Annotated in this window: 9 protein-coding genes; 5 read left to right on the top strand and 4 right to left on the bottom strand. The window is 58.4% G+C overall.

Going from position 1 to position 8,472, the window contains the following annotated elements; translation table 11 throughout:
• A partial coding sequence (locus tag ABYO54_RS10610; RefSeq protein ID WP_372808222.1) for an OmpP1/FadL family transporter occupies positions 1–1,008 on the bottom strand: 1,008 nt, incomplete at its 3' end.
• A gap of 247 nt (positions 1,009–1,255) precedes the next feature.
• On the opposite strand from ABYO54_RS10610, the gene ABYO54_RS10605 reads away from it, so the two are divergent.
• From ABYO54_RS10605 to ABYO54_RS10585, 5 genes are all read left to right on the top strand, one after another.
• Positions 1,256–1,555, top strand: coding sequence for an ArsR/SmtB family transcription factor (locus ABYO54_RS10605; RefSeq protein ID WP_372808221.1), 300 nt, complete (start codon positions 1,256–1,258; stop codon positions 1,553–1,555).
• Between the two features lie 79 nt (positions 1,556–1,634).
• Entirely contained in the window at positions 1,635–4,085 is a 2,451-nt protein-coding gene (locus ABYO54_RS10600) for an FAD-dependent oxidoreductase (protein WP_372808220.1), read from the top strand.
• Between the two features lie 94 nt (positions 4,086–4,179).
• Positions 4,180–4,638: a DUF302 domain-containing protein gene (locus ABYO54_RS10595; protein ID WP_372808219.1), complete on the top strand. Its 459-nt coding sequence runs from the start codon at positions 4,180–4,182 to the stop codon at positions 4,636–4,638.
• A gap of 8 nt (positions 4,639–4,646) precedes the next feature.
• Positions 4,647–5,462: a DUF4405 domain-containing protein gene (locus tag ABYO54_RS10590; RefSeq protein ID WP_372808218.1), complete on the top strand. Its 816-nt coding sequence runs from the start codon at positions 4,647–4,649 to the stop codon at positions 5,460–5,462.
• 43 nt (positions 5,463–5,505) lie between these two features.
• Complete coding sequence (locus ABYO54_RS10585) at positions 5,506–6,123, top strand: DUF4405 domain-containing protein (RefSeq protein ID WP_372808217.1); 618 nt, start codon at positions 5,506–5,508, stop codon at positions 6,121–6,123.
• Between the two features lie 47 nt (positions 6,124–6,170).
• On the opposite strand, the gene smpB is transcribed toward ABYO54_RS10585, so the two are convergent.
• From smpB to groL, 3 genes are all read right to left on the bottom strand, one after another.
• Entirely contained in the window at positions 6,171–6,662 is a 492-nt protein-coding gene (smpB, locus tag ABYO54_RS10580) for an SsrA-binding protein SmpB (protein WP_372808216.1), read from the bottom strand.
• Between the two features lie 145 nt (positions 6,663–6,807).
• Complete coding sequence (locus ABYO54_RS10575) at positions 6,808–7,062, bottom strand: DNA-directed RNA polymerase subunit omega (RefSeq protein WP_372808215.1); 255 nt, start codon at positions 7,060–7,062, stop codon at positions 6,808–6,810.
• Between the two features lie 222 nt (positions 7,063–7,284).
• A partial coding sequence (groL, locus tag ABYO54_RS10570) for a chaperonin GroEL (RefSeq protein WP_372808214.1) occupies positions 7,285–8,472 on the bottom strand: 1,188 nt, incomplete at its 5' end.

Raw genomic sequence — 8,472 nt, 5'->3', positions numbered from 1 at the left:
GCTAATGGCCGGGAACAGGGCATTGGAGAAGACCGTGTCTTCATCGATCGGGGATTTGCCATAGGAAATGCCGCCGCGCAGCGTCAAGGCATCGTTCACACCCCAGGTCACCCCGGCCTTGACGATATGCTGGTTATCCCAACCGAAGGCGCCTCCGAGCGTATCGAGTTCGTTCCATCCGGTCCAACGGTAGTCGAGCACCAGTTCGAGGTTGTCGAGAACGTTGTAGGCGGCACCGGCGGTGAACTGTTGCGGCAGGTTGAGCGAACCGCCCAGCAGATCGTTGTAGTCGTCGAATTCCGTCATCCACTGTTCGGTCATGTAGCTGGCCCCGAGGGCCAGTCTACCGAGCTTCTGGTTGATGCCGATGATGGCGCCGGCGCCGTAGGCGACATCCCAATCACCGGAAGCAAAAGCGAAGGTGCTGGGGTTGAGCATATCGGTTTTCAGAACGGACATGACGAAAATCGGTCCTGCGCCGATGCTGAATCCGCTGTCGCCCAATCGATAGGCGTAGGTGGCGGTCATCTTGGCAACCGAAAGCTCGGTCATGCTATCGCCTTGGTTCTGGACGGAATCAATCATCATGTCGCCGTCGGTATCCGCACCGAAACGGCCATAGTCATAATCAACCCCCATTCCGCTGGTGCCGTAGACGCCAAGGCCGATGAAGCCGTTTTCCCCTTGGCAGCAACCAAACGATCCGCTGACCGAGGGAATACCGAAGGCGGAGTCGTCCTCCTGTTCCCCGGCGCCCGCGCTTAGCGTGGAATTCATGGTGCGAACCGGTGCGAAATACTGGAAGGAGGCATCCACGCTCGGAGCGAGATCCACGAGGCCCGCGGGGTTGAGAATGAGCCAGGTGGAATCCTTGGCCGAGGCGACGCCCGCTCCGGCGGTGCCCTGCTGAACCGGGCCGATGCCGATCAGGTTGATCCCTTCCGTGGCAAAAATCTGGGAGGTTGCGGCCGCAGCGATGACTGCGGTTGTAATCAGGCTTTTCTTCATTCCCCTACTCCTTATGGGTTAATTGGCGCGCTACCAATACGCGTTTGATCGATATAGACCATTTCGGGCGCCATAATTCAAGCTTTATATATCGATATTATAATATTCTATTGTCTCATTGCTTATAACCATGTGCACATTTAAGGGGTAAAAAGCGACGACGCGGCGGCCTGGAAAAATCCCGAACAATTGAATTGGTTCGAATATGAAAATATTATAATGCTTAATATATTCAATGGGAGAACGCATGGTCAAAGAAGAAAGAGATGCCGCCGCCGAGGTCCTCAAGGCCCTCGCCCACCCCGTCCGCCTCGGGGTGATCGAGATTCTGGCCAACGGCGAGCGCACGGTGACCCAGCTTTACGAAGAGCTCGGGTGCAGCCAGTCGATGATGTCGCAGCAGCTGAAAATCCTGTGCCAGCAGAAGCTGGTGGAGATCCGCAAGGACGGAACGCAGAAATACTGCAGCCTTTGCAACCGCGATTTCCTGAAGGTGTTCACCTGCATGCACAAACACCTGCGCGTCTTCCTGAATTTCCAGGACTGAGGTCCTGCTGTTTTTTCGCCGAAATATTAAATTATTATTATGTTAGTATGTTTATGATTGGAAAGGTCATGTTATGAAAATGAAAAAGTTACTCATCATTGGAGGCGTCGCCGGCGGCGCCAGTGCAGCCGCGCGAGCGCGGCGCTTGGACGAAACCGCGGAAATCATCCTGTTTGAACGCGGGCCGGACATTTCGTTCGCGAACTGCGGGCTGCCCTACCACATCGGCGGCACCATCGTTGAACGCGAAAAGTTGTTGGTCACCACCCCCGAATCCATGACCTCAAAGTTCAACATCGACGTGCGCACGCGGAGCGAGGTGGTCGCGATCAACCGCGACCAAAAAGAAATCACCGTCAAGAACCTCCAGACGGGCGAGGAATACACCGAAGCCTACGACAACCTGATCCTCAGCCCCGGCGCGGCCCCCGTCCGCCCGCCGATCCCGGGCATCGAAAACCCGAACGTGTTGACCCTGCGCAATCTCGAGGATATGGACCATATCATCCGCGCCTTGGAGGGCAAGAAAGCGGTCGCGGTCATTGGTGGCGGCTACATCGGCCTCGAAATGGCGGAAGCCCTCCGGGAAAAACGATACGACACCACGCTGATCGAACTCGCCCCGCAGGTGATGGGACCGGCCGACCCGGAAATGGCGACCGTGCTGCATCAGGAACTGCGCCTCTTCGGCGTGAACCTGAAACTCGAAACCTCCGTTACCGCATTCGAGGAATCGGCCGAGGGCGTCGACCTCATCCTGAGCGACGGAGACCGCCTTCATGTGGACACCGCGGTGCTTGCAATCGGCGTGAAGCCGGAGGCCACCCTGGCGATCGACGCGGGCCTCGAGCTCGGCGTGACCGGCGGCATCAAGGTTGACGATCACATGGTCACGTCCGATCCGGCGATTTACGCGGTCGGCGACGCGATCGAGGTGACCGACTTCACCACGAACCAGCCCGCGCTGATCCCGCTGGCGGGCCCGGCCAACCGCCAGGGCCGCATTGCAGCCGACAACATTTTCGGCCGCGACAGCGCCTACAAGAACACGCAGGGCACCGCCATCTGCAAGGTTTTCAACTTGGCCATCGGCATGACCGGCCTCAGCGAAAAGATGGCCAAGCGGCAGGGTATTGCCTATGAAAAGGTCTACGTGCATCCGGCCAGCCACGCCTCCTACTATCCGGGCTCGCATCCGATCTCGCTCAAGCTGCTGTTCGATCCGAAAAACGGCAAGGTGCTCGGCGCGCAGGCGGTCGGCGCCGACGGCGTGGACAAACGCATCGACGTGATCGCGGTCGCGATCCGCGCCGGGCTGACGGTCTACGATCTCGAAGAGATGGAGCTCACCTACGCCCCGCCATTCGGCTCGGCCAAGGACCCGGTCAACTATGCCGGATTCGTGGCGGCCAACCTGCTGCGCGGCGACGTGGAGATTTTCCACGTGGAAGAGGCCTGCAAACCCGCCGACAACCAAAAGCTGATCGACGTCCGCAATCCCGAGGAAGTCGCAAGCGGAACGATCCCCGGCGCAAAGAATATTCCGCTGGGGCAGTTGCGCGAACAACTCGTCAATCTCGACAAGAAGCGCGAATACCTCATCTTCTGCCAGGTCGGACTGCGCGGCTACCTCGCCTGCCGCATCCTGACCCAGAACGGCTTCAAGTGCCGGAACCTGACGGGCGGATACAAGACCTACATGATGGTTTCCACCAACCAACCGGACGCCATTCCGGAAAACGAAACCACCTCCGACGATCCCGGCGAAGACACCATCAAGGCCCACGTCCCGACAGGCGAAGCTCCGGTCGTCGAGGAAGTCGACGCACGCGGTCTTCAGTGCCCGGGGCCCGTCATGGAACTCTCCAAGGCCATCGACCGCATCCAAAACGGCGAGGCCGTCAGCATCCTCTCCTCCGATCCCGGCTTCGCGACCGACATGCCCGCATGGTGCCACTCCACGGGCAACCACCTGCAGGCCCTGGAGCCTGCGGAGGGCGCGTACCGCGCGGTCGTGGTCAAGCAACCCGGGACCAGTTGCCCGATGGTCGCGGGGGCCACGGAGAAGCGCTTCACCAACGTGGTGTTCAGCAACGACCTCGACAAGGCGCTCGCCGCATTCATCATCGCCAATGGGGCCGCAACGATGGGTTACAAGGTAACGTTGTTCTTTACCTTCTGGGGCCTCAACATTCTCCGCAAGAGAGGACCCGCCACCGTCCAGAAGAATCTGGTCGAGAAAATGTTCGGCTTCATGATGCCGAAAGGACCTGAAAAGCTGGCCCTCTCCCAGATGCACATGGGCGGCATGGGAGCGGCCATGATCAAAGGCATCATGAAACAGAAAAACGTGCTCTCGCTTCCCGAGCTGATGCAGGCCGCGCTGGACAACAACGTCAAGATCGTTGCCTGCTCCATGTCGATGGATCTGATGGGTATCAAGAGCGAAGAGCTGATCGACGGCGTGGAGGAAGGTGGCGTCGCGATGTACATCGACCACATCGGCGGCAACGGCAACTTGTTCATTTAAGAAGGTCCAAAAATCGAACGGTCGAAAGTCGGAGGTTCATTTACCGCCCTTCGACCGTTCGACCTTCCGGCCTTTGACCATACAGGAGAGAACCATGAAAAGATTCATTGCAGGCACCGTGTTTGGAATCGCGCTCGGACTCGTCGGCATGGCGCTGGTCATGCCCCGGCTGATGGTCGAGGAGATCGAAAGCCCACTGGGCTACGAGGAAACCATTGCCCACCTCGAGAAAAAAGTGACGGATGGCGGGTGGAAGGTGTCAGCACTCATGAGACTGGACCAGTCGCTCGCCAAGGAGGGCAAGTCGGTGCGGCCCGTCGCTTCGATGAAAATCTGCCAACCGGACCATGCGGAACAGGTTTTATTGGACGACGACGCGCGCTTTCTCTCCGTGATGATGCCCTGCTCGATCGCGGTGTATGAAAAGGCGGACGGCAAGACCTATGTCTCGACCATGAACAGCGGGCTGATGGGCCGGCTGTTCGGCGGCACCGCCCAAAAGGTGATGGCGGGTGCCGTTGCGAAAGAGACCGCCGGATTCGTTACGTTTTAGGAGGAAAGATGACCCTACGCAAAACCACGTCGCTAACCACGCTGCTATCGTTCATTCTGTTGCTGTTCACCAGCATCATCCTCTATCTCACCCCGCAAGGCAAAATCGCCTTTTGGGCCAACTGGAAAATGCTCGGCATCGGGAAAGAGGAATGGGGGGCGCTGCACACCAACCTCGGCTTCCTGTTCATCATCGCGGGCATTCTGCACACGGTGCTCAACTGGAAGCCGATCGTTACCTACCTGAAAAACAAGACCCAGCAACTCAAGGTCTTCACGGGCGACTTCAACCTCGCGCTCGGCATCACGCTGGTGATCGTGGCGTTCACGATGCTGGAATGGCAGCCGATCCACGCCATCCAGGTCCTGGGCGAAAACATCAAGGACGCGGCCGCTGAAAAATACGGAGAACCGCCCTATGGCCATGCCGAGGCCTCCCCGCTCAAATCGTTCTGCAAAAAAACCGGCCTCGATACGGCGGAATCCGTCGCCGCCCTGAAAGCCGCCAATTTCGTCGGGGTTTCACCGGAGGCCACGCTGGCCGAAATCGCCGAAGCCAACGGCATGACCCCGCAGCAGGTCTACAACCTGCTCAAACCCGCCCCCGCCGAAGGCCGTATGCCGGCCAACCCGGGCTCGGGCCTCGGCAAACGCACCGTCGCCGAAATCTGCGAATCCGCCGGGCTCGATACCGCCACCATGATCAAGGACCTCAAGTCGGTAGGCATCGAAGCCGAGCCCGCTTCGAAGCTCAAGGATCTCGCCGACCAAAATGCCTTGGATCCGCGCGATGTCTACGACATCATGCTGGGCCTGCGGCAATAATTTTCGGGGTTCCGCATTACCGGGGAGGCATTCGCGTATCGCCATGTTCATTCGAAGAATCGCATCGTTAACGGCGCTGCTCGCGGTCATTGCGCTGGCCTGCTCCAGCGTCGCTTCCTATCTGGCGCCGCGCGGCCCCGGCTCCAGCAACTGGGAGGCGATGGGTCTGGGCAAGCACGAATGGTTTGCGCTGCACACCAACCTCGGCCTTCTGTTCCTGATCGCCTGCATCGTCCACGTTGCGCTCAACTGGAAACCGATCGTCGCCTACCTGAAAAACAAACCGGGGCACTTCCGGCTTTTCACGATCCACTTCAACATCGCCCTGCTACTGACGCTTTGGGTCATCGTCAGTTCGGTGTTCGACTGGCCGCCCTTCCGCGGCATCCAGCAGTACAAGGAAAGCCTCGGCAACCGCGGACGACACCATGCAACCGCCACAGTGAAGGATCAAACCGAGCTGCCCGAAAAGCCGCCGTTCTTCTACAGTCGCCGCTCCGTCGCCGACCTCGCCGAAGACTATGCCATCAGCGAAAAGCGCGTCCTCGACAAGTTCAAGGAGCTCGGCATCAAGGCCGAAGCCGACTGGCCCATCAAGGAGATCGCCAAGCAAAACGACATGGCGTCGGAATCGGTGTACGAGGTCTTGACCGGCTTATAGGCGGCCCGGTCCGCAGCGCCGCCCAAAGGGGCGACCGCCAACCGGCTCTACCGATGATTGAAGTTGCGCATGGCGCGCTGGGAATCGCGATCCGACTCCCGCTTTTTGAGCGTTTCGCGCTTATCAATCACGTTCTTGCCCTTGGCCAGCCCGATGCGGATCTTGACCTTGCCCCGCACCAGATAGACCTTCAGCGGAACGATGGTCAGCCCCTTTTCGCGGATCTTGCCGAAGAGCCGGACAATCTCCTTGCGATGCAGCAGCAGCTTGCGATCCCGGGTCTGGGTATGGTTGAAAATATTGCCGTGGTCGTAGGGCTGGATGGTGCAACCGACCAGATAGGCTTCCATGTGCTCGTCGACCTGGACGTAGCCTTCCTGGATACTGATATGCCCCTGCTTGACCGACTTGACCTCGGTGCCCGACAGCACAATCCCCGCCTCGATCTTTTCCAGGATATGGAAATCATGCAACGCCTTGCGGTTGGTGGCCAGCACCCCCGCTCCAGGATCGGTTTTCTTTTTGTTTTTTCCAGCCATGGGAATTCAAATCCGGATAGCAACATCCGAACCCCTAAACATTTTAAAAAATCCATAAAGCGAAAAGCCCAAAACATTGAAGCCTTGGGCTTTTTGCATTTGAATTGATTTCGGATTCCGGGATTCGAATTACCTGCGCTCCTCGTTAAAGGAGGATCGATGCATCGAAATCGAGATCCGAAATTTCGGTTTCTTCCTGCTGGAAGATCATTTCAGCAGTCAACAGCCCCTGTGCAATTTCCTTCAGCACCAAATCGTGGTTATCCATTTCCGCGTGGTCTCTCTTAACCATCGGACGCGCACCGCTGTTGAGCTGGCGGGTACGGTAGGAAATCAGGTTGACCAACATCGGGATGTTCGGGATCTTTTCTTCGGCTGTGCTCAAATATTCCATGTTCATATATAGTATGCTCCGCGCAAGTGGCTTGCCTTATTCCGTTTAAACAGGATCCTGATAATGTAAAAAAAATCGGCGCGCAGTATAGCACCCAACTCGTTGGCGTCAAACGCCATTTGAGACAAAAATCCGCCCCCCATGGGGACGGATTTTCAAAATGCCGGATTCTTGGACGGATGGACTTGAACCTTCCACCCATCCAAAAACCCAATCATCCGGGATGGACTACATCATGCCGCCCATGCCGCCCATACCGCCCATGCCGCCCATATCGGGCATGGAAGGAGCGGCCTTTTCGGGCAGGTCGGTGATCATGCACTCGGTCGTCAGCAGCAGGCCGGAAATGGAAGCCGCGTACTGCAGGGCAGAACGAGTCACCATGGCCGGGTCGATGATGCCGGCGGCAATCATGTCGACATACTCGCCGGTCGCCACGTTGTAGCCCATGTTCAGTTTGCCCTTCTTGACTTCCTGAACGACAATGGCGCCCTCTTCGCCGGCGTTTTCAACCAGCTGGCGCAACGGAGCCTCAATCGCCTTGCGAACGATGTTCGCACCGATTTCCTCGTCGCCTTCGAGCACGAGCTTGTCGATGGCCTTCTGCACGCGGATCAGGGCAACGCCGCCGCCCGGTACGATACCTTCGGCCACGGCCGCGCGGGTGGCATGCAACGCATCTTCGACGCGTGCTTTCTTTTCCTTCATTTCCGCTTCGGTGGCCGCGCCCACGTTGATGACGGCAACACCGCCAGCCAACTTGGCCAGGCGTTCCTGCAGCTTTTCGCGGTCGTAGTCGGAGGTGGTTTCCTCGATCTGGCGGCGGATCAGGTCGATGCGGGCCTTGATGGAGGCAACCTTGCCGGCGCCTTCAACGATCGTCGTGTCGTCCTTGCCGACGGTGATGCGCTTGGCGGAGCCGAGGTCTTCGAGGGATACGGTTTCGAGCTTGATGCCGAGGTCCTCGGTGATGAACTTGCCGCCCGTCAGGACCGCGAGGTCTTCCATGATGGCCTTGCGGCGGTCGCCGAAGCCCGGCGCCTTGACGGCGCAGACGTTCAGGGTGCCGCGCAGCTTGTTGACCACGAGCGTCGCGAGGGCTTCGCCTTCGATGTCTTCGGCGATGATCATGAACGGCTTGCCGGTCTTGGCCACGTTCTGGAGCAGCGGAAGCATATCCTGCAGATTGGAAACCTTCTTCTCGAAGAGCAGGATGTAGGGATCTTCCATGACCGCTTCCATGGTGTTGGCGTCGGTCACGAAATACGGGGAGAGGTAGCCCTTGTCGAACTGCATGCCTTCGACGACGTCGAGGGTGGTTTCGATGGACTTGGCTTCTTCAACCGTGATGGTACCGTCCTTGCCGACCTTCTCCATGGCTTCGGCAATGATGTTGCCGATGGTTACATCGCCGTT

Origin of the sequence: Pontiella sp. (genome assembly GCF_041622395.1) — a bacterium.
In the GTDB taxonomy this organism is placed as follows: domain Bacteria; phylum Verrucomicrobiota; class Kiritimatiellia; order Kiritimatiellales; family Pontiellaceae; genus Pontiella.
This window is presented reverse-complemented; position numbering and strand designations above follow the sequence as displayed.